Below are 23,977 nucleotides of genomic sequence, written 5' to 3' on the forward strand. Positions count from 1 at the left end.
ATAAGCTGACCTTTCCTTATTTCTTTTTAATGGCATATAAGATACCCCCTAAAATATGCTTTTGAAAATTCTCCTCGTCAAAGGATTCGCTTGTATGACCGAGTCCGGTATAAAATGAACGTCCTCCATCAAAATCCTGATACCAGGCTATAGGATGAAATTTTCCCATCTTTCCATCTTTATAACTTGTTTCATCCAAGTTCATCAATACATGAAGCCCCTTTTTCACGGATTTATAATTGTACCATTCATCCCGATGAAACCAAACCTGAGGTAAATGTTTGGTGGAAAGATGCTTACGGTTCTTCACCTGAATTTTAGCATCTTGTACTGCGGGATGTGATGCAAAGTAACCTCCAACCAGTTGACCATACCAAGGCCAGTTATATTCCGTATCACTTGCGGCATGAATACCGACAAAGCCATTACCCGATTGAATAAAGCGAACAAAAGAAGTCTTTTCATTTTCGTTTAAAATATCCCCTGTTGTACTTAAAAACACCACTGCATCATATTTCGAAAGTGTACTATCTGTAAACAGACGGCTATCTTCAGTATGATCAGACGCTATATTTGCTGACGAAGCTAATGCTTTTATCACCTCAGTGCCATGCTCTATGCTCGCATGTCTAAATCCGGTCGTTTTAGAAAAAATAAGAATTCGATGTTGTGCATACCCTTGTATGGTACAAAGTACCAACAAAAGGAATATTATTTTTCTAACGAGAATAGTCATAACCAAGAGTTTAAGATTGTGAGATTAAATTACGATAAAAATCTAAACTTTCAATAATTAAATCTTCTGTCACATAAATATCATAGTCACATGCACCGATTTTATTTAATAAGGCGAATCCAATCTGATTGGAATGATTCTTCTTATCATTATTCATCAAACTCAACAATTCAAGATCAATGGATTCATCAAAATGATAATCGGTAAAGTTTTTTCTAAACGTAGCAATCAAATCATTTAGTTCATCTAGCGATAAACCGTTCAATTTATGCGATAAGTAACCTTCACAGATCATCCCTATAGCGATCGCTTCACCATGCAATAATGAGTTTTTATCGTTCAATAATGAGTATCCTTCAATCGCATGACCAATGGTATGTCCAAAATTCAATATTTTGCGTAAACCCTTTTCGGTAGGATCTTGTGTAATGACCGTATTTTTAATACCAACAGAATGGCTCACATAATCCGTATTGATGGCAGAAGCATCTAGATTTTTAATCGTTTGATAATAAGCTGCGTCGAATATTAAGCCATGCTTAATCACTTCTGCGAAACCAGAGACAAGCTGTCTTCTTTCTAATGTTTTCAAAAATTCACTACTGATGAAAACAGCCTGAGGTTGCGTAAACGTACCAATGATATTCTTAAAATTGTCTAAATCAATGCCTGTTTTACCACCTACGGATGCATCTACTTGTGATAATAAGGTAGTTGGAATTTGAATAAAATCAATTCCTCTCTTAAACGTAGAAGCCGCAAAACCACCCATATCGGTCACTACTCCTCCCCCTAAATTGATCATTAAACTATGGCGATCTGCTCCAAAATCAAGCATGGTTTTCCATACACCAATACAAAAATCGATATTTTTATTTTCTTCTCCAGAATCAACCGCTATGATATCGTAATTACCCAAATCAGCTAAAAGAGGTTGAATAATCGGTAAACAATGATCATTGGTGTTTTCATCCACCAACACAAAGATTTTAGAGTAATTTCTTTCTTCTATAAATGTTTTTAAAGAGTCTAAAGAGTCTTCAAAGACTACCTGATAGCCCAAACTTTCAATAACCTGCATTTTTATTGTTTCAGTTTATATTTTTAATAAACAAATTTTGTTAAATATTATACCAATTTTACTTGTTGACCTTCAAATTCAACCACATCATTGGGTCTTAGTTTTAGCCTTTTACGATAATCAACCTGACCATTATAAAGCACCATCCCTTCGGATACAACCTGTTGAGCCATAGCGCCATGTTCTACCCAATTTAAAGCTTTAAGTAATTGAATTAATTGAATATACTCTCCTTCTATTTTGAATGTTTGCATGCCGCAAAAATAAGTTAATATTTTAGCAATCTCCTAATCAATAAGTTTTAATATTTTGGAATTTACTACATTTGTGAGGATTATAATATAATAATGACACAGATTTCGGAACCCAGAAAACTTTCTTTTGATAATACAGAAATTGCATTCAAAAGTAAAACCGATAAAGATTTAGATCGTGCTTATCTACTTTACAAAGTAATAGCGAGCAATTTTTTAGTAAAAGTAGGTCCTCCTATCACTAATTTTGCACTTAATATCGGACTACCTATTCAAGGAATCATCAAATCAACAATCTTTAAACAATTTTGTGGAGGTGAAACCATTGAGGGCTGTTCAGAAGCAATTAATCACTTAGGAGAGAATCATGTCGGTACAATCTTAGATTATTCGGTAGAAGGGGAAGAAACAGAAGCTGCGTTTGATGCGACGTTCAAAGAAACACTGCGAACTGTAGTAGCGGCAAAAACTAATAAATACATTCCTTTCTCTGTGTTCAAACCAACTGGCTTAGGTCGTTTTGAATTGTTTGAAAAAGTAAATGCGAAAGAAGTATTAACGGAGTCTGAGCAAGCGGAATATAATAGAATGTATGATCGTTGTGATCAGATCTGTCAAGCATGTTATGAGGCAAATGTTAAAGTATTAATCGATGCGGAGCACTCTTGGATCCAAGATGCCATTGATGACATTGCACGTGAGATGATGGAAAAGTACAATAAAGAACAGCCTATTGTCTATAATACGTATCAATTATATCGCCACGACAAGTTAGCTTCATTAAAAGCAGATTTAGCTTACGCCAATACACAAAATTTCTTTATAGGTGCTAAAATCGTCCGTGGTGCTTACATGGAAATAGAAAGACAGCGTGCAGCAGAAAAAGGGTACCCAGATCCTATTCAACCAACTAAAGAAGCTACAGATGCGGATTATGATGCTGCTATTCACTTCATTTTAGATCATCTTGATCGTTTTGGTTTTATGGCCGGTACACATAATGAGGCGAGTAGTTTATTGTTGGCAAATGAGTTGGATAGACGTGGTATTGACCATAGAAGTGATCGTATATTCTTTGCTCAATTATTAGGGATGTCAGATAATTTAACTTTTAATCTTTCAGCATCTTATTATAATGTGGCAAAATATATGCCTTATGGTCCAATAAAAGCTGTTATGCCGTACTTATTCCGTCGCGCTCAAGAAAATACTTCAGTAGCAGGACAAACTGGACGAGAGCTGGGATTAATCATGAAAGAAAAACGAAGAAGAAAAGCTAGTCGATAAGATTAGCTTTTTTACAAAAAAACACTCCCTATAACCTCGTATATGTCACCCGAATCAATAGAAAAATTTAATAAACTAAATGAAATAGCAGCATCATATGATGCTTTGTTGTTTGATGTTGATGGAACTTTAGCCGATAATATGCATGCGCATAAAGCGGCTTATGTAGCTACTGCAGCTGAATATGGTGTTACTTTAGATGATCGTTTGATTGATGAAACTGCAGGCTGGCCTACTGTGGCTGTGGCTCAAGAAATCGGAATTCGCTATCAAAAAACTTTTGATGTAGTAGAATTTTCGAAACGAAAATCTACCATCTTTATCGAACGTTTTGTTCAACAAACGCAGCCTATTGATTATGTTGTTGAGCACCTAAAATTTCAAATAGGAAAAAAACGTATTGCAGCTGTATCAGGTGGTACCCGATCAACATTAACCATTACGCTAACTGTGATTGATGTGCTTGATAAATTAGAAACCTTGGTATGTGCAGGTGACACTCTCAATGGTAAACCTTCTCCTGAACCATTTTTATTAGCAGCAGAAAGATTGCAAATCGAACCATCAAAATGTTTGGTATACGAAGATGGCGAACCGGGTGTGCAAGGAGCTACCGCAGCAGGAATGGGATCTGTACGTATTGATCTGCTAGATTAAAAACTGGTAACAATTTTTAATCCGCCATTGGTATAATTAAGATCGGTAGATTTGAGACCTCCAATGGGAAGTTTAACAAATGGTTCTACAGCGATTGATAATTTTGATCCTACTCCTATCTTCTTTCCAATGGAGAAGTTGACAAAACCGTTAAACTTATCGGTGCTGACAGAGTTTCCTTTAAAAGACTGCTTCACAGTTTCAGGAGATGAAACTACAGATTTATTATTGACAAATGAATCTTCGTTAATTCCGTCAACAAAATAGTTATCTTGTGTCTGGTTTACCACCCCCACATAAGATACACCCACTGATGTATACAATGATTTTGTAACATGATAACGTACATCAACGGGTATGTCAACCGTCAACAATTTATTACTTACCCCACTTAAATCTTTATCTACTGTTTGTTTAGCTAATAAAAGTGATTCATTATTTTTTGGTACTGTATTCTGTGCAATCGCATCATTGTAAGCCAAACTAGCTGACTGTACAGCACCTGGATTCGTTTGTCTATTTGCTCCTGCCCCATATTCTTGCATCGATACACCAGATCGAATACTCACCTTATCGCTCACTTGGTAAGCCAAGCTTAAACCACCACCCAATCCAATTTTGTCAGCTGTAGAAGCAGGTGCAACAAAAGCGCCGACCTCCCATTTTTTCAAAGCCGAAGCAAAATCATGTTTCTCAGATTTTGAAGGATAAAGAGAACCTAATCGCGCTAACTGTTCACCTACAGACATCATCGTTTGATTTTCTTTCTTAACGGTTTCATTAAGCGCTGTATGATTGGGGTTGATTATTTCTTTTTTAGTTGAAACAACATTATTCGGAACGGTTACATTACCAACAGTTATCTGTTTATTTTTATCACTTAAGCTAAAATTAGGATTGATACGAGGACTTACCAGATGTTCTAAGGACAAAACATCTGTATTCGTCAAATGCTCAGTCTGATCCCCTTGTAAAATCTCCTGATCAGCTTGTTTAGCGATCGCAGCAATTGCAATATCACCTAAAAAAGAGTTTTCAGGTACTGATGTTGAAGTATCGATATCTGTTGTTATTGGTTCTACTTTTACATTTAGTGATTTCACATCAACAGTTGATGCCGTTTGAACAGGTAAATCCAATGGATCATTTCCATGATTCAGGTAGAAAAACGAAGCACCCGAGATCAGCAATACAGCTGCGGCGGCACTCCAGTATTTCCAGTTTGATTTTTTATTTCCGACAAAAGGGTTATTTTTTGACGCAAATCTTTCCCACGAACCTTCCTGATAAGGAAGCTCATGAGCTTTCAGTTTGTCGACAATATTGTCTATCAATTCCCTATTTTTTTCGTTTGCCATTGTACTTTACTACTTCTATTTATTTAAATTCTTGTCTTATCGTATTTTGTTCCAAATAAAGCGTCCTTAACTTTTGCTTGGCTCTCGTCAGATAAGTACGAGAAGTACTATCGGGTATATTCAGTTGTTTTGCTATTTCATCATGTGAAAAACCTTCTATCTCATATAGATTGAAGATAACACGCTGTAGTTCGGGCAATGCATGTAACAATTTTAGAATATCACTAACCTCTAAACTGCTTGAATTATAAATCATCGGAACCTGTAGATCACCTTCATTAACATCCTCTAAAGATGTCATATGTTTTTTTGAACGTAAAAAGTCAATCGAAATATTAGCGGCAATTCTACCTATCCAGGCACGAAATGATTTTTCTAAAACATCCTCCTCTACTTGACTATTAAAAGAATCTAATCGTTTAAAAACGCGAATAAATGATTCATTTGTTAGTTCTTCGGCATCGACATCAGATTTAACATAGCGAATAATGATAGCCATTAAGTAGCCATAATATTTTTTATAGACAAAAGCTTTCCCTTGCTCACGATTTTGTAAACATTCTTCCAGCGCACGTTTAAGTGTTTGTTGTTTTTGTTTTTTAAAATATGTTTGAATAACGCTCACTCAATAAGACTAATATTAATTCCCAATCTTTATCTAAAATAATACTTTCTAAACTAAGATTAGGAAAGTCTTTTTTCTAATTTTATCATGCTATTGATCAAGTACGTTGTCATAACGTGAGGATCGGATGAAACGCTACAGGTTCTCTACATAAATATTATGAAAATTCAACCCTCATAAGTGCAAAAAAAAAGCTATTTTTGCATGATTTTTTTATTATTTAATCCTTACCAATGAGTACTGTATTATCCGAACAGGAACAATTAAGAAGACAGGCATTGCAATCTCTAATCGATTTGGGTATCGACCCTTATCCTGCACATGAGTTTGAAATCAATGCGAATGCTGCTGATATATTAGAAAATTACGATAGAGATAAGCTAAATTATAAGAATATAACGATTGCTGGACGTATCATGAGTCGTCGTGTAATGGGAAATGCCTCATTCTTTGAGATTCAAGATAGCTCGGGTCGTATCCAAGCGTATATCAAACGTGATGATATCTGTCCTGACGAAGATAAAACCTTATATAATATTGTTTTTAAAAAATTATTAGATATCGGTGATATTGTTGGTATCCATGGATACGTATTCACAACACAAACAGAAGCGATCTGTGTGCATGTCGAGAAACTTACCGTATTATCAAAATCATTGCGCCCACTTCCGATCGTAAAAACAGCTGAAGGTAAAACCTATGATGCTTTTACAGATCCAGAATTACGCTATAGAATGCGTTATGTTGATCTTGTGGTGAATCCTCAGAATAAAGAGATTTTCGTAAAACGTACCAAGTTATTTAGTGCGATGCGTAACTTCTTCAATGATGCAGGATACATGGAGGTTGAAACTCCTGTATTGCAATCCATCCCTGGAGGTGCAGCTGCCCGTCCGTTTACTACCCATCATAATGCTTTAGATATCCCATTATATTTGCGTATTGCAAATGAGTTGTATTTAAAACGTTTGATCGTCGGTGGTTTTGATGGTGTTTACGAGTTTTCTAAGAACTTCCGTAACGAAGGGATGGATCGTACGCATAACCCTGAATTTACAGCAATGGAAATCTATGTAGCCTATAAAGACTACAACTGGATGATGAATTTCACAGAGCGCTTATTAGAGCATTGTGCTATTGCGGTGAACGGAACGACAAAAGCGACTTTTGGCGAACATGAGATTGATTTCCGTGCACCGTACAAAAGGATCACGATGGCTGATTCGATCAAAGAATTTACAGGTTTTGACATTACCGGAAAATCTGAACAAGAGATTTTCGAAGCTGCAAAAGGAATGGGTATTGCAGTCAACAATACCATGGGTAAAGGCAAGTTAATCGATGAGATCTTTGGTGAAAAATGTGAAGGAAAATACATCCAACCAACATTCATCACCGATTATCCGAAAGAGATGTCTCCATTGACGAAAAAACACCGTGATAATCCAGAAATCACAGAGCGTTTTGAATTGATGGTATGTGGTAAAGAAATTGCAAATGCGTATTCAGAGTTAAATGATCCGATTGATCAACGTGAGCGTTTTGAAGCACAAATGGCCTTATCAGTACGTGGAGATGACGAGGCGATGTTTATTGATCAGGACTTTTTACGCGCATTGGAGTATGGTATGCCTCCTACCTCTGGTTTAGGTATTGGCATGGATCGCTTGATTATGTTCTTAACGAATAATGCTTCTATTCAAGAGGTTTTATTCTTCCCACAAATGCGTCCAGAGAAAATAACAACAGTTGCTTCTACAGAAGATTATGTTGCCTTAGGTATTCCTGCAGCATGGGTTCCTGTACTACAGAAAATGGGATTCAATACCATTCCTGAATTGAAAGAAGCAAATCCAAATAAAGTGTTCAACGATTTAGGTGGAATGCGCAAAAAAATGAAATTAGAGATCGCTATGCCAACGAAAGACGAAGTCTTAGCTTGGTTTGCATAAGCATCATCAACGAAATAAAGAGCCGATTCTGTGTTAGAATCGGCTTTTTTTATGGAGAAGCCGCAGCTTCTGTTGTCGAAAATTCTTCTTACTGATTGTTGAATATGCTATTGCGTTTGAAATCCCTTTAAGAATACCATTATCTCCTTCTGCATTTCTATAAGGGTCACTCCTCTCCGTCATACTACTAGCAACCCTAACATCTTTATTATAGTGAAAACCCTGCATTGACTACTTCTGTCAGCATACTGTATTAGCTTGTTATTGATCTTGTTTTTTTCTTACAATTTCATATTTAATGCTTGAAGAGAATCTCAATAGTTAGAAGCGGAGAAAACAATAAACTACATAATGGTTAATAACATATAGGACAAAGAGATTAAGTTCTAAAATTAATCCTGTTTTCAACCTAGCTTATTCGAACCTCATTCATACCTTGTTCGTTTCTGCTCGAACGAGGTACGAACAAGGTACGATTGAGGTACGATTCAGCTCCCTACTATGTTACCAGTTAAATCCTTATTTTATCCTATTTCTGTCTAATATCTTTAAGAAATACAGGACATATCTTTAACTCGTTAAGAACTCTTTTCCCTTTAATAATGATTTCTTCTCAATCATAATGTTATAAATTTTAAGTCAATAAAAAATGCGAAGTCCATATCGAACTCCGCATTTCTATAACTTACACATTTTATGATATAGTGTCAAACTTTAATGAATTTGTCTCAATTGAAGGAAAATAAGATTATAAATTTAATTACTTTAAATATTTTAAATTCTATACTTTGACTTTATCAGACTTTTCTGTAAAATTTGTGTCCAACTTGAATTCAAAGTCTTTTGTCTTTATAAATTTCACAATATATCCATCAACAAAGCTTAATGTTATATTTTCACTATAAATATTGCCATAGTCATTTCCTTGATATACTTCTATATCTTTAAATACTTCTTTCATTTTTTCTAGCCCTCCAGATGCATCAAGAATTACTTCATCTTTAGCTGAAAATGATGTAAAATCAAATGCACTTTTTTTATTTGATTTTCTTAACAAATAAGGAAGAAAAATCAATGTATTATTCAATTTTTTACCGATAAAAGTTGTGTCTCGTTTTACTGAAAGAAAATATTCTTGGACATTTGTAGAGTCGTTTTTTGACTCATAGTGCCTTTTTATTAAATATACATTATTATAGTTTGTTTCATAATATTTATAGATAACTCTTAATTGCTTTGTTTTAAAATCCCTAAGCTCAAAAACTCTAACATTAGATTTGGAATTACATCCATGAAGAAACAAGCTAATTGCTAGAATTAACATTATTATGATTTGATTCTCTTTTTTCTCGTTCAACATTATTAAAAATTTTACTATCCCCATACCAACCTCTTAAATATTCAACGTAATGGCCTTCAAGCTCACCTAGCCTTATTTAAACGTTGTATTTTCACGTACATAGTTTAAATCAGAACCTTCGGATATCATGTAAAGACTTCCCTCCTCATATCCTTTTTGAAGATTATAGTAGATTGTTAAATCATTAGAAACCACTTTCACAGAATCGTCTACTTTTATATCATTCGAAATTGTAGTATATAATTCCGCTAAATCATTCTTAATTCTGTATGGATAAATTCCCTTAAATTCATTATGAACAATGCTTTTATAGAAGTCATTGACATTGCATTTAATGAGTTTTAATTCAATGATTCCAAAAGCATGATTATTCGACCTTTGAATTCTAACGATTATACCTTCAAATGCAACATTATTATGTAATAATCTATTAGACTTTGCAATCTCTTTCTTTGATAATTGAAAATTATAATATATCAAATAAGAAATAACAAATACAGTAAAGATCCGTACTATATGCCTAAAATTTTTCATTTTTTTTATTTAGTAATAATTCTGATTCAACAACAGATGTCATAATGACCTCATTTCATTATTTCCCTTAATTTAGCCACCGTTCCAATTGATATGGCAGAATCTATAGGGTTTATCTTATTATTAAGCCTGTCCAGAAATTCTCTTTGAGATGTAGGTTTAACATCATTAATTAACCATGTCTGAGCCCTCTTTGGTTTAAGTGTTCCAACGGGTCACTTAAATCCTTTTTAGCCACCAGGTCTCCAGACCAAGATACAGTACTACACGAATGTTATATGGACATACCCTATGTTGGATTAAGTGACCGCAGAAATAGCGAACACTTAAACCAGAGGAGTCCTTTTTCCTTTTGGATCATCAGTATATCCCTTTAGGTATAAAAACATTTCATTTCCAAGTATTATTGGAGAAGTTTCCTCATTCTGATTAGCAATATCTACTTCGATTATATATTGAATAATTAACATACTTTTCTGTAAGTGGGTCAATAACACTCCAGCTTCGCATCATAGAACCTTGCTCCGTAGTCGTAATGGTCCCCAAGCTTACCTAGCCTTATTTAAACTTTGTATGTTCTCGCACATAGTTTAAATTATAGCCTTTAGTTATAATATAAAGATTATCTACTTCACCCGATGTTTTAGGATTAAAATAAATCATAAAATTGTTTGAGACGACCTTTACTTGATCTCCCAACTTTCTGTCAACCGAAATGGTACAATATAATTCTGCTATACCATTTCTAATTTTGTAAGGGTAAATTCCTCCACCATCATCTTTTCCAATATTTTCATTAAAGTTTTTAACATTGGACTCCAATAGCTTTAACTCAATTATCCCAAAAGAATGATTCGTCGACTTTCACATTCCTATAACTACCCCTTCGAATGTTATGTTATTACTCAAAAGCTTATCAGATCTTATTGCTTCCTTTTTTGATGAATCGAAATCACGAATCATCAAAAAAGAAAAAATAGATAACGCGACGATTAACCCTAAATATCTTAACTTCTTCATTTTATTATATTTTAAAGGTTCTGAATAAAAAGACTTAATGAAACTTACTTTTAGTAAATTTCTCAATTTAGCCACCGTTCCTGTTTATATGGCAGAACCTATAGGGTTTATCTTATTATTGAGCCTGTCCAGAAATCCTCTTTGAGCAGTAGGCTTAACATCATTTATTAACCATGTCTGAGCACCCATACCAACTACCACTCCTAAATTACCACCTACTCCTACATTCATTCCTATCAACACTCCTTTCCAACCCAGTTTATCTGCCGAACCAGTAACCACTCCTCCTGCTACCACTTTAACGTCTGCTGCAGCTCCTTGAGAGATCGTTATACCTGGATAACCTTCTGGGGATCTATTCTTCTTACTGAAGTATTATATGCAATGGAAACACTACCACCAACACTTGCATTTAAGGGTGCTTGTGCTCCCACCGAAATGCTTAAATGTGTACCCGCATAAACGTAATTATAATCGCTATAATTCTTATCAGTAAAATTTACCACAGATAATTCAGCCCCACCGCTTCCACCAACTCCTAATGATCCACCTAGATCCGCCTGTACTGTATAACCTATTGCAAATCTACTTGGATCTACATTGCCTGCACCAATATCAATTGTAGTGTTATTTTTTAAGTCAAAAGGAACATTATAAACGATATCCTCCCCAGCAGTTTTTACTCTCCACTCTTTATTATCAGTTCCTTGGACAACAATATTTTCCAGCATCCCATCTGGATCAATAAACCGTAATGGATTGTCATATGCATAACGATATGGTGACCATTTTCTATTAACCTCGGATTTCGGATCGATCACATTCCATCTTCCTATCTCTGCATCCCCGATAGATCGGGACAAGCTGCGAACCTTGCACCATAATCCAACTGTCCTTCCAGAAAATAAGTAGCTCCCAAAGTATGCGTACCTACATTCAGGTCACTCTGCATTTATTCGGAAATAATTTGTCTTTTAGCTGACCTCATGAACCGCTATGCGGTTTCCTTGCTATTATAAAGCTACTTACTATTTACAATAGCCTTGGTCTTTCCAAATGGATAGTAATCCTGTTTCTATACAACCGTTGCAATTGGTGCTGCAGCAGTTCCTGTCTGCTTGATCACCGAGCGTACATTGCCCAGATGATCGGTTAGGTTGTAGTGGTAGCTGTAAGTTCCAGCACTGTTCAACAGGAAGCCTTCTTCTGTAGCGATCCGTTCGATCACACTGCTACTGCTCCAAGATTGCCGTATTCGATACCACCAATATAATCTTGCTCTGTAGTTACAGCAGCAACCGTTGCTGTCTTTTTCAGTTTAGCTCCTGTTGCATCATACAAATAAGCAGCCGTTCTTCCTGTTATTGTTGCTGTTTTGGACAGGTTTCATCGGTTCTGATCTATTTCTAGACGAAGTCTTAGTTTTATATATTGGATTTAAGTGTCATCAGAAATAGCGGACACTTAAACCAAGGGGGAAAACACTTAACCTTAAAAAATTGAGTTTGAATTTCACATGTTATTTTGAATCTTACTTAGTTAATCAAAAGCTATAAAAGATTCATAGATATTTCTATTTTCATTGGAGGATTACTTTTATTCATCTTTTCTTGAAACTGATTAAAGAATGATTCTTGTTCTACATATTGAATAACGTTAGTTCCTGGCTTTGAGACAAAATATACACCGTCCTTTATATCTTTGAAATCGGATAGATCTTTTGTTATTTTCTTCAAATTCCCATTGTCTAGTGAGTAAATACCAATAGGTAAATTTTCAAAATTTAAATTTAGGCCTATCAAATTTCCGTAATTAAGACTTTTTTCAAGCTTATTCTTTGGATCATAAAAGTTATATATTCCATTTTTTTTCAAAATCATATAATTAGGGAATTCATCTATTAAGCTATCTAAAATTATTTTATCATTTGGTAATCTTTCAATTATATTTCCTTTTTCAATAGCATACCATCCTTGAAAATTGCTTTTTTCTTTATCAACAATACATAAATATTTGCTTGTAATAAATAAATCTTCTTTTTTTGCAAGGTTTATTTTATATGCTGCAGAGTATTTTCCAGAATTTTGTATAACTACTCGATTAATAGAAAACTTTCCAAAAGGACTATCATTTATAATATTTCCTATTATTATTCCTTTACTAGTTATGCTGATTAAAGTATCTATTTTAAAATGATCTTTATTAATTCTTTCTAAATCTAATGTATTGGATCTACTATCGCATGCAATTATTAGTAAAACTAATACATACATTAATATTATTTTAATCATTTTCTATCCCTTAAGTATTGATAATATAATGTGGTTGTTTCTTCAAGATTACTATTGTCATTTCTTGTTTTATTTGTTTGATTTAGATAACCCCTTATAATAGATTCAATATGATTGTTTTGATTGTCCTTAGGGCTATCTCCAAAATAGTTATCATAAGTGTTATACCCCTCAGCCGCGTTCAAAGAAGTATTTAAATCTATCCCTAATTCAGCAATACTTTTACCCCACATATAATTCAATGCTTCATGATTATTCATATAAATTCCATCCAAATTAATCAACTCTCCAGGAGCGAAATTAGGTCTAAAATCTAAATTTCCTCCGTCAGATTCACGTACGACATCTTCATAACTATTTATTCCTTGAATACTATTCGAAACCATCTCATTTTGAACATCTGAAGTAAAACTATTGTTAAATTCCCCAGTAAACCTCGCTCCTAATCCAATTCCTGATCTCCTATTTTCTCGAGGATCACCTAAAACAGATTCCGAACTTAAAACTCTTACAGCATTAAAAGATTTTTTATCCCCTGTAGTCCAAATAAAGTCAGCGTTACTATTTATAGCTAGATAATATTGATCTATATATGAATCTTTTATTCTGCTTATTTCTTTTCCATCTAAATTTAATAGTATTTTATCAGTTGGTCCTCTTCCATCAGGATCAATAAACCGAACCGGATTATCAAAGGTATAGTTGTATGGAGAATGTCTGCGCATTTTCTCCGCCAAAGGATCCACTACATTCCATCTACCGATCTCTGCATCATAGAACCGAGCCCCGTAGTCATATTGATCACCTAATTCTGACTGAATTTCCTTGCCATTATAAAGATACTTATTTCCTGCACCACTTACAAATACCCCCTTACGCTTACCAAATGGATAATAATTATCGCGTTGAACCAGATCTATTGTTGTGGCAGAACTTCCTCGTTTCAAAGTTGCGCGAACATTATCGAGATGGTCTGTCAAATTATAATGGTAGATATAGTTATTACCACTCTTCAGGGCATAACCCTCCGAATTGTGAATCATATCGATAGTCGTGCCATTGTACTCAATATTTCCAACATACTCCTTTACAGTTGTAATTCCACTGACTATAGCGGTCTTGCGTAGTTTCGTACCCATTGCATCATATAAATAGCTCACATCGGTACCTGTCTTAACAGCAATTTTGGGCAAGTTTAGATGGTTATATGTAAAAGTCATACCCATTCGATCGGTCTTGGCATTGCCATTGCCATCATAGGTATAGTTACCTCCTAATCCACCAGTCAATCCAGTTAGTTGATTGCCATTATAAGTATAGGTCGTCACTGTTCCTGCATCCCGCTTCAAGGTTTTGATATTGCCCATATCGTCATAAGTTATCAACTCTGTCATGGCTGTATTACTTCCGTTGAGTAGTCTATTGAGCGCGTCATACTGATAACTGAAGATATTAGGGAGTGTACGATCATCGCCCCAAAACTGTTGGCTGATGTTACCATTCCATTGTGGATTCGTACCATCTTGATATTTCAACTGCTGGCTGAATTTATCCGAAATGCTCTTGCTTAACCAGCCTCGTTCATTATATGTATAGTCCGTATTGTTAACAAAGCTGCTCTCTGTTGACATCGCTTTCCCCACCGATTTGTTCTTGAGCTGACCAATCTCATTGTAACTATTAGAGGCCAATATCACTGTATCTTGAGCATTGATTTTTTCCTTCACAGCTATCAAACGACCAACATGATCATAGTCATTCTTACTTACGATGGTGGTAGCTGTACCTGTCTTTGGTGTATGGACCCGTGTACTTTTGATCAGCTCGCCAGGAAAGTTGTACTCATTGGTCACCACGTCCGTTCCTTCTAGATGATTTTGAGAGGCTGTCCGTATTACCCTGCCATAGTCATCGTAGTAGTTGATCCTGAGCAGCGTAGATGTACCATCATCTTTAGCAACCTTCGTAGCTGTCAGCAATCCCTTGGTTTTGATACTTTTCGTAATTCCTATAGGTTGGAGACCTGTTGTCGTATTTCCATTGAAGGTATAGTCGTCATAATAATTTGTCACTAATATTGAGGGCGATCCCAATGGAAAAGCTTGATTTGTCGTATACTCTGCAGTTCCAACACGGTCCTCCCAATATTTGGTTACTGTATTTACATCCGTCTGAGCAGCGATTTGGTTGCTGTAGGACTTGGTAAATTTACCTGTGATCGCAACATGTCCAAATGCATCATATTTTGTATACAACCATTGGTTCTGTGTACGTAGTACTGAATCCTGAGTCATCACTACCTGATTATTCTTGTTGTAAACTAACCATTCCCAGCCTTTACCTGGAATTTTTCTCTCAATCAGTCTTCTCCTATCATCATAATTATAGGCGTAGATATATTTACCAAAATTAGGGTCAGTAGACTTGATTGTAAAACTGTTTGCCGTTACTCCTGGAGGAATAACATACCTCAGATCACCAAAATCATCATAGATATAGTATGTATTCAATGACTTCGTCTCCGATTCCCAAACACGTTTTAACACCACTCGATCCGCAAAATCCTTGTATTCGTCCACAGATCCTGTACGGCTGGTTGTATTGGTACTGTTCTCATCGCGAATGGTAATCAAATGCAGTTTACCTGTAAGATAATTACCTGTACTGCTTGCCCCATCCACTCCTATATTCCATAGTTTTACCGCGTCGTTTCCTGTCGTTGTGTTGGTAGCATAGTTCGTCTTTACTGTATGACCTGTTCCCACAATAGCTGCTGGTTGCCAAGCGTCTCCGGGTGCTCCCTGCTCAATAACACGATTCAGCGGACTGTTCTCGAAGATTGTTACTGAAAAAGGTTTGTTCGTACGAACAATACCGACGATGTCTCCTCCAGTCGTTTTGCTGTAAAAGGTAGTTACATTTGTATTTCCTCCTGTCTTGTATGCACCATTGCCTTCGGTATGCACATAAGGCAGATATTTATTACTCTCCCTTCCAAATACATCGTATTCCTTATGTTCTACAATATCCTTGTATAATGGACTTGCCATTAACTGCACTGTTTGAAGAGATCTCCCTAATCCATCGAAATATTGGATGGTTTGATTCTCTTGTCCAATATTCCGTAAGGTATTCAGAGTCTGAGGTGTTACTCCTGATATTCGAAATGTTCGTGTCAATATATAATTCTGCCCTATACTAGGCTGACTCATCAATGTAGGAAAGCCTGCTATACTGATTGTGACTGTTTTGCCTGTAGGAATATAAAATCCATTGGTGAGGGTAACGCTTTTTAGTGCTTGTATGTTCGTTTGGTTGCTATAGCTATTAAGAATGAGATCATTCTGTATGGTCTGTCCTTGAGCAATACTGGTTGCAAATAAGGATAATATGGCTAGAATATGTCTTTTCATAACTTAACTTGATTAATTGGGATTGTAATGATAATCAAAGGATTTGTTCACATTCTTGAACTGATCCAAAATGACCTGTAATCTTTGCATGCCATCGTAGTTGTAGTACTCTGTAACTCCTCGTGGATCTGTCTTACTCGTCATACCTACAAGTGGTTTGTACGTGTAAGTACTAACCTGCGATTTTGGTAGGTTTGCTCTGAGTAACTGGATCGTACTATTGATGGTTTCTGCTGTTACTCCATTTGCATTTAAAGCATCTAGCTTGTTTGTAGCTATAGTACCAGATCCCAATGCGGTAAGTACTTCTGCATATGTCGCATTCTCAATCTTCGCAACAGGATATTGGCCTATATAACCCCAAATATAGACGGTAGTTGTTGACGCATCCATACTAACTTGAGTAGGATTACCGTATGTATCATAAAGATGATAGATAATTCGTGGTTCAATAGTTTTATTAACTCCTGTATTCGATTTTACTGTAGACAATTGAGGCACACTATTAAATAAGGCATAATCATTAATAACTTGCGAAAACTTCCCATTAATTGTTTGTTTAGTTTCAATTGGAATACTGATTCTATTCGTCTCTGTCAATTTATTTACGACAGAATTACCTGTTATATCTGGTGGATATTTATAATCAATAGTCTTTAATACTTCAGTACCAGATTTTAACTCTTCCTTTGTTATATAATTGTAGGTAGGATTATACGTATAATTCATTATAGACTCTATCGGCACACCATTTTCAAAGATTGTTTCTTTCTTTTGGTCAAGTCTCACCCATATTGGTCTTAAGGCTGGATAAAGAAAATTAAGCCTTGTTACTTGAGTATTATTTTCATGTGTATATATATCTCCATTTGGGATAAGGTAAGGAAGAGAGGTCGTTGTATATCTGCTCTTATTAATACCCCAAGCTATATTTTTTTCTAATATATTATATATATATTCCGTTGTCTTTACTGGCTTTAGGCTCTGATTTTCCTCCCTAAATAGACTGTCTCTTAACAATGTTCCATTTTCTTGATATTTAAATCCCTCTACACCAGAAGGATTAATATCATAAGCATAATTGGAATCACTGAATTTAAAATTGTAGTATAAGTTTTTATCAGGTTTATTTATATACTCATATAAAGCCACACCATTTTTAGAGCCATTAATGAGGTCAACATCTGTTACATATACCGATGAATAACCAACAGAAAAACCATTACCTCTTCCTCCATCAGACGTCTGATACAAACGATTTTTCATGTATCGAGGGTAGAACATTAATTTACCTGATGAAAATCCTGGAGAATAATAATCATATCGGAAATAATTAGTCGTATACTTAAATGATTTCCCAGAAACAAACTTATTATTCCTATCATAATTGTTTATCATGTTAATCCTTAAGCCCCCGCCTATCCCTAAATAATTTTTCTTTATATAATCTTCTGGATAACCATTTATTCCTGTGGCACTAGCTGTGATTGACTTTAATTGTTTAAACAAACTGCCTCCGACCATAAAAATATAATTTCCAGGTGGTATCAAAATATCTTCTGAAATATATGTCATTTTCTTGTTTTCTGAAACAGGGGGGGCTGGCAAGAAATTATTACCATGTAAAGTGTATTTAAATAATGGATTCAAATCATTAATATCTTTTTTAATACTTATTTCCAAAGAGGGGTCGCCTGTGTACAAATATTGATCCAGAACGAACTCTACAGAAATATTGAATTTCTTTGAGCTATTCGCAACGATGAAAGATTTTAACTGATGAGGCATATTATTTAATCCATTTGCTTGACTTTCTGTAAAAGAATTAGATTCCCGAGTATACATGAGATTCCTTTTATAGGAATCATTTTCAAAGTTGTCCGTATGAAATCTATTCGGCTCAAAGGCAAATTGTGTCTGTCCTCCCGTTGGATACGTAATTTTTTCTAAGATAAAAGCTTTGTTATACTCAGCATTAGCCTCTCTGTTTGCACCATATCCTCCATAATTGAATTTTGGCATTCCATTTTCATAAGAATCAAACTGAATTAAATCTGGTATTAATGCTAAGTTATTAGCGCCATTATAATACCCCCAATGATCAATCGATGAGGATAGTTTTGAAGGTAATTTATCCTCATTATAAGTCAACTTATATACTTCTGGCTGATTGTCCGTATTTGTTCGCCATATTTCATCCAATCTCAATCTTTTTTCATTCCAAGATTTGGAAAAACTTCCCCTATTGGCGGCATCTATATAATAATGTTGTCCTGCAAAATTTAAGTTTAATTGTTCTAAAGTGGGAAGATCTACTCCAGATACATTCGCATTGAAATAGTTTTGAATGAATTCCCATTTATGTTTATTAGATCCATATTCGTCATCAATATAGATGGTTTTCAATCGAGGTTCAGGTTCATTATCTTCTCTATCAAATTTATATTCGAACCTGACACTACCACCTGCGAACTGTATGTTATCTAAATATACTACTTCATAATATCCAGTACTAGATTGTACATATTTTCCTAGGTCTCGGGAGTCTTGAGACCGAGAAAAAGTTCCCAAAAGCATATTGTTCTTTTTATAATTTAAACTTATAATAGAACCATTTATCGTTTCTATTTTTGTTAAGTAAAAACTACTATTGTGAGTGTCCTTTTGAGGACGATCTACAAATTTCACTTTTTCTGTTTCATTAAAATAATATTTTGTTCCATCAGGCGTTGTTACTTTCCAAGATGCAACATCAGTTGTCGTGACAGTAGAATTGACCGTATATTCAATTTTTAAATTGTCTTCTTTTTCCTTTAATACCTGGCCATTTCTTAAAACAATAAATTTACCCGAATATCCTAAAAAATTGTAATTAAATATATCAGGCTCAAAATCATATCCTAATTCTGGGTCATTATATAAGCTGCTAATTCCTGCTATAAATTTATCATACGTCAGATTAGATGGTAAGGAGAATGGAATAGCGGTTTTATTAACGGGGTCTTGCACCACTCTGTAATAGTTATCAAGAGGATTAGTTCCTGTAGAGCTATTTGCATTAGGATTATGAAGTATAAATTGATAATTCTGTTTTATTGTATAATCGTTAGGATTAATTCCTTTCAGATCAGGTAAGTCATTATCAGCAGGATTGTTTAAGTAATCATAGGAGTAAAAATCATTAGATTCTCTTATATTATGTGTAATTAACCCACCTGCATTTAAAACCCATCCTAGCCCAACACGACTAGCTTCTTCTTCAACCCTAATACCTGATGAATTGTAAGATAAAGTAATGGGAAGAGTAATATCTTTAAGTGAAATATTATATATAGGGACTGATATATCAGGCACCCCTGTGTAATTGGATACTGGAAAATTGCCATACTTAATAAATGTCTGAGCATTTGGTGATGGAGGTATAACATTTGGTAGCTCAACAACATTTTGTGCTTTAATCTGCAAAGTAAATAAGAAAGATATAGCAAGTGTCAGCGTATTTTTTTTTAGTATTTTTATCATCTTTTCTTTAATAATTAATGAACACTTAGTTTTCCACCATATCAGTATTCCTGAATTATGGAAAAAAGCGTTTTGTTTAACAACAGTTACAGCTGTTTTTTATGTGTACGTATAGTTCGTATAATACTTTCCTATCTAATATATTATTGTTAATCAGACATTTATTTCATTCAATATTCTTATTTTTCTACGTTATTTAATTTGAATGGTATTGATTCCTCTAAGAATGCTTTACAGAATCTTAAGTAGAAAGCAAATCCCAATAAAATAACTATTAGTATATGTGACCTAATATTTTTATTTTCAACTAAATTAACAGAGACATTATGGTTAATTATATGGCTTACATATAACCAAAAAAACATGTTGAGCAAATATAAAAAATTAATACACTTTTAATATTATTCCTTTATTATTTTTTTAAGCATTAAAATTTCTTTAATCGAATCGTTAATAATGATACAGATTAAGGATAACATCCATTTCAAGTGGTTTGTCTATAGTATGTATACTGTAAATTTCTAAAATCTTGATGAAATCTAACTAAGTCATTCAAAAGGATTTTCCTCAACAACTTTTTTTGAATGACAAGCGTTTAATAACTATTTTTTGTACTTTAGAATATAAAGATTAAAGATGAAAAGTATACTTTCCATAGATGGTGGTGGAATTAGAGGCATAATACCAGCTTTAGTACTCGTGGTTTTAGAAGAAATTCTTCAAAAAAAAAGTAATAATCCCAATGCAAGGATTGCTGAATATTTTGATTTTATAGCAGGTACAAGTACAGGTGGTATTTTAGCGTGTATTTTGTTATATCCGAGTGATGAGGATCCTTCCAAGCCTAAGTTTTCGGCGAAAGATGCCTTAGATCTTTATGTATCACACGGCACAGAGATTTTCAAAACGACCAAGTGGCGAAAATTTTTAAGTGAGTTTGGATTGGTCAGCGAATTATATTCTGCAAATGCTTTAGAAAATGTGTTGCATGAATACTTTGGAGATACCAAATTAAGTCAGCTCATTAAGCCGTGCATCATGACTGCATATAATATTGAGCTTCGAAAAAATCATTTCTTTAGACAGCAGAAAGCAATTACGCACGGGCAAGCACGAGATTTTTATTTAAAAGATGTTTGTCGCGCTACTTCTGCGGCTCCTACTTACTTTTCTGTTGCTGAAATATATTCCATTTCTGGCACCCGGTTTCCACTAGTGGATGGTGGAATGGTTGCTCAAAACCCTTCTATTTGTGCTTTATTGGAAGTGATGAAAGCTTTTGAGGATACGGAGATTAATGACCTATTTATGGTTTCATTAGGGACAGGAATTGCAAAGAAAGCGTACAATTATGAGCACTTCAAGAAAAAACTTGCCATTCAAATTGGCCCCGCTTTGGTCGATATCATGACCAGTGCTTCGTCCGAAAGTACGGAATTTTTTATGGAACAATTATTTAAATTCAATCGAAGCTCACAAAATTACATCCGATTAGAACCCACCAATTTATCAAGTGTGGAATCTTCTATGGATGCTGCCTCGAAAAACAATATTCAAAAGCTTATCTCATTAGCGGATAGATTAATGGGCGATCATGAAGATCAACTCAATGAAATTGTGGAGCATCTGATAAAAGAAAATAACGCTAAAAACAAGAAAAATCCTTGGTCGAAGTTGATGGATAGGTTGTAAAAGTTTACATTTACGCATATTTTAAATCTATATGGCATTAAATATCGTTTGGATAGCGTTTTTTGTTATTGCATTCATTGTTGCGTTAGTAAAGCTGATTTTCTTTGGAGATACGGAGATCTTTATGAAAGTTGTGAATGGCATGTTTGATAGTGCCAAGAACGGCGCTGAAATTTCATTGGGACTAGTGGGAATGATGACTTTTTGGTTGGGCATCATGAAGATTGGTGAAAAAGCGGGCATGATTACGTTATTTGCAAAGGCTGTCAATCCTTTTTTTAGTAAGCTCTTCCCTGGTATTCCGAAAAATCATCCTGCAAACGGATCGATTATTATGAATTTTTCAGCGAATATGCTTGGCTTGGATAACGCGGCTACTCCAGTAGGTTTAAAAGCAATGCAAGAGCTGCAAGAATTGAATCCCGAAAAGGAAACGGCAACAAATGCACAAATTATGTTTTTAGTGCTCAATACGGCTGGTATCGCATTAATCCCGACATCAGTCATTGCGTTAAGAATGGCAAATGGGGCAGCCAATCCCGCAGATATCTTTATCCCTTCTTTAATTGGAACATTTATTTCCTTTATTTCAGGGATGTTAGCTGTTGCATTTTTTCAAAAAATTAATCTTTTTAAACTACCAATTCTTATCTTTCTAGGTAGTTTTATAGCGTTGATGGTGGCTTTATATTTTGGATTAAATGGCCTTCCTGCTGATAAAATTGAAGTTATTACCGGTTTGATTGGTGGTATTTTAATTTTTTCAATTATCATCTTATTTATTGTTTATGGAGCATTCAAAAAACTAAATGTTTATGATGCTTTCATTGATGGTGCAAAAGAAGGTTTTAAAACCTCCATCATGATTATTCCTTTTCTAATCGCCATACTTGTGGCTATTTCTGCATTTAGAACAACTGGCTGTATGGATTATATTGTTAATGCCATTGGGTCTTGTTTTGCATATTTTGGATTAGATACCCGATTTGTACCAGCTCTTCCAGTTGGACTGATGAAAACATTAAGTGGTGGCGGAGCAAGAGGTCTTATGGTCGATGTGATGCAGGCATATGGTGCTGATTCCTTTCAAGGAAGGCTAGCGAGTGTTATTCAAGGGTCTTCAGAAACGACTTTTTATGTATTGGCCGTGTATTTTGGTTCAGTAGGAATTAAAAATACGAGACATGCTCTTGTGTGTGGTTTAATTGCCGATTTAGTTGGCTTAGTCGCTGCTATTATTTTAGCTTATATTTTCTTTGGTTAATATAGTACGTTAACAAATCAGGTATCACGACTCTATATATTACGTTGAAAACTTACATGCATAAATAATTATATTTCAATGAAAAAAACAATTGCATTAATCGCTCATGATGGTAAAAAACCAGAAATGGTTGCTTTTGTAAAAGATCATATCGAGTTTCTTAAAAAAGCACATTTAGTGGCTACTGGTACTACGGGATCCTATGTAAAACAAACAGGATTGGAAGTTGAACTAAAGTTGAGTGGTCCTATGGGAGGTGATGCACAAATTGCCGCGCTTACAGCAGAACGAAAAATAGACGGTATCATATTTTTTAGAGATCCTTTAGGTAAGCATGCCCACGAACCAGATATCCAAATGTTGATGCGTGTCTGTGACTTGTATAATGTTCCCTTAGCGACCAATCCAGCAACAGGGAGTCTGATTATTGAAGGCATATTAGAAGATGAGTAAAAGATCATATTGATAGAAAAAATAGTTAGATAACCATTATTTAACTATTTTTTTTTATTTTTAGGGAATGAACGATAATGAAATTTCAGTTTCTATAGGTCAAGTTGCTTATACTACGACCATTACCCATGGGAAAAACACCCTTATAGCAGACGAACCAGAAGAAGTAGGCGGAAAAGACAAGGGTTTTAATCCAGCTTCCCTCCTTTTATCTTCATTAGGATCTTGTAAAGCGATGACAGTAAGAATGTATTCTGATCGTAAAAAATGGGATTTGGAAGAGGTAAACATCAAGCTTTCATATGAAATTCTCAAAAGTGAACTGCAGCAAACCACTTATATAAAATGCCATATTTCCTTTAAAGGAGAATTGGATGAAGCACAAAAAGCGAAATTATTTGAAATTGCAGATAAATGTCCTATCCACAAATTACTGACTAATCCAATTGTCATTTCTTCTAATCTCATCTAAAATAAT

The 23,977-nt window shown here is 34.7% G+C and carries 20 protein-coding genes; 7 read left to right on the plus strand and 13 right to left on the minus strand.

Annotated elements, in window-relative coordinates; translation table 11 throughout:
* Window positions 1-16 precede the first annotated feature (16 nt).
* From LZQ00_RS07915 to LZQ00_RS07925, 3 genes are read right to left on the minus strand one after another with little or no spacing between them, the layout of a single operon-like run.
* Window positions 17-736 (minus strand): ThuA domain-containing protein, encoded by a 720-nt coding sequence (locus tag LZQ00_RS07915; protein ID WP_234514429.1) that lies wholly within the window; start codon window positions 734-736, stop codon window positions 17-19.
* A gap of 10 nt (window positions 737-746) precedes the next feature.
* On the minus strand, window positions 747-1,817 hold the full coding sequence (aroB, locus tag LZQ00_RS07920) for a 3-dehydroquinate synthase (RefSeq protein WP_234514431.1): 1,071 nt from the start codon (window positions 1,815-1,817) through the stop codon (window positions 747-749).
* 47 nt (window positions 1,818-1,864) lie between these two features.
* Window positions 1,865-2,071 (minus strand): RNA-binding S4 domain-containing protein, encoded by a 207-nt coding sequence (locus tag LZQ00_RS07925; RefSeq protein WP_234514433.1) that lies wholly within the window; start codon window positions 2,069-2,071, stop codon window positions 1,865-1,867.
* A gap of 93 nt (window positions 2,072-2,164) precedes the next feature.
* On the opposite strand from LZQ00_RS07925, the gene LZQ00_RS07930 reads away from it, so the two are divergent.
* On the plus strand, window positions 2,165-3,358 hold the full coding sequence (locus LZQ00_RS07930) for a proline dehydrogenase family protein (protein ID WP_234514435.1): 1,194 nt from the start codon (window positions 2,165-2,167) through the stop codon (window positions 3,356-3,358).
* 42 nt (window positions 3,359-3,400) lie between these two features.
* On the plus strand, window positions 3,401-4,015 hold the full coding sequence (locus tag LZQ00_RS07935) for an HAD family hydrolase (protein ID WP_234514436.1): 615 nt from the start codon (window positions 3,401-3,403) through the stop codon (window positions 4,013-4,015).
* Here LZQ00_RS07935 and LZQ00_RS07940 read toward each other — a convergent pair.
* Window positions 4,012-5,373 (minus strand): hypothetical protein, encoded by a 1,362-nt coding sequence (locus LZQ00_RS07940; RefSeq protein ID WP_234514438.1) that lies wholly within the window; start codon window positions 5,371-5,373, stop codon window positions 4,012-4,014. The two genes, LZQ00_RS07935 and LZQ00_RS07940, sit on opposite strands and share 4 nt — an antisense overlap.
* A gap of 19 nt (window positions 5,374-5,392) precedes the next feature.
* On the minus strand, window positions 5,393-5,998 hold the full coding sequence (locus LZQ00_RS07945) for an RNA polymerase sigma factor (protein WP_234514439.1): 606 nt from the start codon (window positions 5,996-5,998) through the stop codon (window positions 5,393-5,395).
* 233 nt (window positions 5,999-6,231) lie between these two features.
* On the opposite strand from LZQ00_RS07945, the gene lysS reads away from it, so the two are divergent.
* Window positions 6,232-7,950, plus strand: a complete 1,719-nt coding sequence (lysS, locus tag LZQ00_RS07950; RefSeq protein ID WP_234514441.1) for a lysine--tRNA ligase — start codon at window positions 6,232-6,234, stop codon at window positions 7,948-7,950.
* Window positions 7,951-8,731: 781 nt separating this feature from the next.
* Here the strand turns inward: lysS and LZQ00_RS07955 are convergent.
* From LZQ00_RS07955 to LZQ00_RS07990, 8 genes are all read right to left on the minus strand, one after another.
* Complete coding sequence (locus tag LZQ00_RS07955) at window positions 8,732-9,310, minus strand: hypothetical protein (RefSeq protein WP_234514443.1); 579 nt, start codon at window positions 9,308-9,310, stop codon at window positions 8,732-8,734.
* 72 nt (window positions 9,311-9,382) lie between these two features.
* A complete protein-coding gene (locus LZQ00_RS07960; protein WP_234514445.1) occupies window positions 9,383-9,844 on the minus strand; it encodes a hypothetical protein in 462 nt (153 codons plus the stop codon).
* 558 nt (window positions 9,845-10,402) lie between these two features.
* Entirely contained in the window at window positions 10,403-10,666 is a 264-nt protein-coding gene (locus tag LZQ00_RS07965; protein WP_234514446.1) for a hypothetical protein, read from the minus strand.
* A 282-nt stretch (window positions 10,667-10,948) separates the two neighbouring features.
* A complete protein-coding gene (locus LZQ00_RS07970) occupies window positions 10,949-11,161 on the minus strand; it encodes a hypothetical protein (protein WP_234514448.1) in 213 nt (70 codons plus the stop codon).
* A 32-nt stretch (window positions 11,162-11,193) separates the two neighbouring features.
* Window positions 11,194-11,685 carry a hypothetical protein gene (locus LZQ00_RS07975; RefSeq protein ID WP_234514450.1) on the minus strand — a complete coding sequence of 164 codons (492 nt, stop codon included), beginning with the start codon at window positions 11,683-11,685 and terminating at the stop codon, window positions 11,194-11,196.
* A 729-nt stretch (window positions 11,686-12,414) separates the two neighbouring features.
* Window positions 12,415-13,155 carry a hypothetical protein gene (locus LZQ00_RS07980; protein ID WP_234514452.1) on the minus strand — a complete coding sequence of 247 codons (741 nt, stop codon included), beginning with the start codon at window positions 13,153-13,155 and terminating at the stop codon, window positions 12,415-12,417.
* Entirely contained in the window at window positions 13,152-16,568 is a 3,417-nt protein-coding gene (locus tag LZQ00_RS07985) for a DUF6443 domain-containing protein (protein WP_234514454.1), read from the minus strand. Before LZQ00_RS07985 ends, LZQ00_RS07980 begins: the two co-directional genes overlap by 4 nt.
* A 12-nt stretch (window positions 16,569-16,580) precedes the next feature.
* The gene (locus LZQ00_RS07990) at window positions 16,581-20,090 is read right to left on the minus strand and encodes a hypothetical protein (RefSeq protein WP_234514455.1); all 3,510 of its coding nucleotides are present in this window, start codon (window positions 20,088-20,090) and stop codon (window positions 16,581-16,583) included.
* A 636-nt stretch (window positions 20,091-20,726) separates the two neighbouring features.
* On the opposite strand from LZQ00_RS07990, the gene LZQ00_RS07995 reads away from it, so the two are divergent.
* The 4 genes from LZQ00_RS07995 (at window position 20,727) to LZQ00_RS08010 (ending at window position 23,971) form a co-directional block, all read left to right on the plus strand.
* Window positions 20,727-21,782, plus strand: coding sequence for a patatin-like phospholipase family protein (locus tag LZQ00_RS07995; protein ID WP_234514457.1), 1,056 nt, complete (start codon window positions 20,727-20,729; stop codon window positions 21,780-21,782).
* A 31-nt stretch (window positions 21,783-21,813) separates the two neighbouring features.
* Entirely contained in the window at window positions 21,814-23,046 is a 1,233-nt protein-coding gene (locus LZQ00_RS08000; RefSeq protein WP_234514459.1) for a nucleoside recognition domain-containing protein, read from the plus strand.
* 78 nt (window positions 23,047-23,124) lie between these two features.
* Window positions 23,125-23,499, plus strand: coding sequence for a methylglyoxal synthase (locus LZQ00_RS08005; RefSeq protein WP_234514460.1), 375 nt, complete (start codon window positions 23,125-23,127; stop codon window positions 23,497-23,499).
* Window positions 23,500-23,566: 67 nt separating this feature from the next.
* Complete coding sequence (locus tag LZQ00_RS08010) at window positions 23,567-23,971, plus strand: OsmC family protein (protein WP_234514462.1); 405 nt, start codon at window positions 23,567-23,569, stop codon at window positions 23,969-23,971.
* Window positions 23,972-23,977: the final 6 nt, after the last annotated feature.

The sequence above is a fragment of the Sphingobacterium sp. SRCM116780 genome (assembly GCF_021442025.1).
Lineage (GTDB): Bacteria > Bacteroidota > Bacteroidia > Sphingobacteriales > Sphingobacteriaceae > Sphingobacterium.

Bases quoted from the DNA above. Each gene is read 5' to 3' on its own strand.
- LZQ00_RS07915 (WP_234514429.1), bottom strand. From the start codon at position 736: ATGACTATTCTCGTTAGAAAAATAATATTCCTTTTGTTGGTACTTTGT.
- aroB (WP_234514431.1), bottom strand. From the start codon at position 1,817: ATGCAGGTTATTGAAAGTTTGGGCTATCAGGTAGTCTTTGAAGACTCT.
- LZQ00_RS07925 (WP_234514433.1), bottom strand. From the start codon at position 2,071: ATGCAAACATTCAAAATAGAAGGAGAGTATATTCAATTAATTCAATTA.
- LZQ00_RS07930 (WP_234514435.1), top strand. From the start codon at position 2,165: ATGACACAGATTTCGGAACCCAGAAAACTTTCTTTTGATAATACAGAA.
- LZQ00_RS07935 (WP_234514436.1), top strand. From the start codon at position 3,401: ATGTCACCCGAATCAATAGAAAAATTTAATAAACTAAATGAAATAGCA.
- LZQ00_RS07940 (WP_234514438.1), bottom strand. From the start codon at position 5,373: ATGGCAAACGAAAAAAATAGGGAATTGATAGACAATATTGTCGACAAA.
- lysS (WP_234514441.1), top strand. From the start codon at position 6,232: ATGAGTACTGTATTATCCGAACAGGAACAATTAAGAAGACAGGCATTG.
- LZQ00_RS07955 (WP_234514443.1), bottom strand. From the start codon at position 9,310: ATGTTGAACGAGAAAAAAGAGAATCAAATCATAATAATGTTAATTCTA.
- LZQ00_RS07960 (WP_234514445.1), bottom strand. From the start codon at position 9,844: ATGAAAAATTTTAGGCATATAGTACGGATCTTTACTGTATTTGTTATT.
- LZQ00_RS07980 (WP_234514452.1), bottom strand. From the start codon at position 13,155: ATGATTAAAATAATATTAATGTATGTATTAGTTTTACTAATAATTGCA.
- LZQ00_RS07985 (WP_234514454.1), bottom strand. From the start codon at position 16,568: ATGAAAAGACATATTCTAGCCATATTATCCTTATTTGCAACCAGTATT.
- LZQ00_RS07990 (WP_234514455.1), bottom strand. From the start codon at position 20,090: ATGATAAAAATACTAAAAAAAAATACGCTGACACTTGCTATATCTTTC.
- LZQ00_RS07995 (WP_234514457.1), top strand. From the start codon at position 20,727: ATGAAAAGTATACTTTCCATAGATGGTGGTGGAATTAGAGGCATAATA.
- LZQ00_RS08000 (WP_234514459.1), top strand. From the start codon at position 21,814: ATGGCATTAAATATCGTTTGGATAGCGTTTTTTGTTATTGCATTCATT.
- LZQ00_RS08005 (WP_234514460.1), top strand. From the start codon at position 23,125: ATGAAAAAAACAATTGCATTAATCGCTCATGATGGTAAAAAACCAGAA.
- LZQ00_RS08010 (WP_234514462.1), top strand. From the start codon at position 23,567: ATGAACGATAATGAAATTTCAGTTTCTATAGGTCAAGTTGCTTATACT.